The sequence below is a fragment of the Lacticaseibacillus manihotivorans DSM 13343 = JCM 12514 genome (genome assembly GCF_001435035.1).
In the GTDB taxonomy this organism is placed as follows: Bacteria; Bacillota; Bacilli; order Lactobacillales; family Lactobacillaceae; genus Lacticaseibacillus; species Lacticaseibacillus manihotivorans.
In genome coordinates, this window is the sequence record NZ_AZEU01000256.1 from 1 (window position 1) to 1,228 (window position 1,228).

Below are 1,228 nucleotides of genomic sequence, written 5' to 3' on the forward strand. Positions count from 1 at the left end.
ATTCCGCCGGATTATTTTGAATATTGGCCGCCGGAATAGCGTGCCGCGCGACACAATGCCGAAAATACTCATCGCGCCGATGTATAACCATTTGGTGGAAACTTTGGCGGATAAGTACGCCGAAACTGGGATCATGATCCCATTGACCATCATAAAACCGGTGGTCAGCCACTGAACCGTCCCAGTAGAAATATCAAAAGCCTTCATTAACGTTGGAAAGGCTGTGGTGAGGATCGTTTGGTTCAATACGGTAATAAACACGCCGACAATCAGCGTTACGACCATTAAAGGTACATTGATGGCTTTACCATGTCGATCTTGTACTGGCAATTATATCGCCCCTTTTAATATATTTCGTAATTTCTTTATCACATAATATGATATTGACAAAACGTTATGTTACACTTACATTATTAGTTAGTCAATATGTTTTCAGAAAATACGTCATAAAAATGACAAAGCGTCATAACGGAGGTAAGTATGGGACCAGATTTTACCAAACGGCTGAAAGACTTGGATCTGTCGGTGGGGATCGGCGAAGCCAGTCGGATCACCGGCGCGACTGCCACGCAAATCCGCTACTGGGAGAAAAAATCGCTTGTATCGTCTTTTCGTCGCGAGGAAGGTGGTAACAAACGTTTTAACTTTCCAAACTTAGCACGACTCATGTTAGTGAAGTCCATGATCGATGAAGGCTACACCTTGACCAAAGCTGCTGATATTTTAGCCAAACATCGCCACGAAGCCGACCACTTAAAAATGATCGCCAAACTGTTGGTCAGCGTCGACGAAACCGCAGACGGTTATTCGGAATTAAATTTCGGTCAATTACAAAACGATCCGGATTTTGATGTCGTCGCTAAAGTGAACGATACCAGTGCCACCTTTTGTAAGGTTCCACGCAAGCAATCCTAACAACATACACAAACTTAGGCACAAAAAAACCGCCAGTGATGGCGGTTTTTGATCCCAAGCTACCTTTTTACACAATCTTAATTGTGTCCCAAGCGGTAGAGTGTTAAACTAATTGAGTAAATGTCTCCCAAGCCATTTACACCCATCGACGCAGCATAACTCCCAAGGTGCTGCGTTTTTTTGTGCCGTCAATTTGCTCCCAAGCATTGGCGGCACTTTTTGAATCCCTGACCCCGCTCGGCTCCCAAAATAAAAAAGGGTCTAAAATTTTTGGTGTTGAAGAGCACTTCAACGCCGGAAGTTTTAGGCCTTT

2 protein-coding genes are annotated in these 1,228 nt (G+C 44.0%); one reads left to right on the forward strand and one right to left on the reverse strand.

Annotated elements, in window-relative coordinates; all coding sequences use genetic code 11:
• The coding region (locus FD01_RS13260; protein WP_156647321.1) for an MFS transporter at positions 1–330 on the reverse strand (330 nt) is incomplete at its 3' end.
• 150 nt (positions 331–480) lie between these two features.
• Between FD01_RS13260 and FD01_RS13265 the strand changes: the two genes are divergently transcribed.
• Complete coding sequence (locus FD01_RS13265) at positions 481–915, forward strand: MerR family transcriptional regulator (RefSeq protein WP_056964760.1); 435 nt, start codon at positions 481–483, stop codon at positions 913–915.
• The last annotated feature ends 313 nt before the right edge of the window (positions 916–1,228 follow it).

Bases quoted from the DNA above. Each gene is read 5' to 3' on its own strand.
- FD01_RS13265 (WP_056964760.1), top strand. From the start codon at position 481: ATGGGACCAGATTTTACCAAACGGCTGAAAGACTTGGATCTGTCGGTG.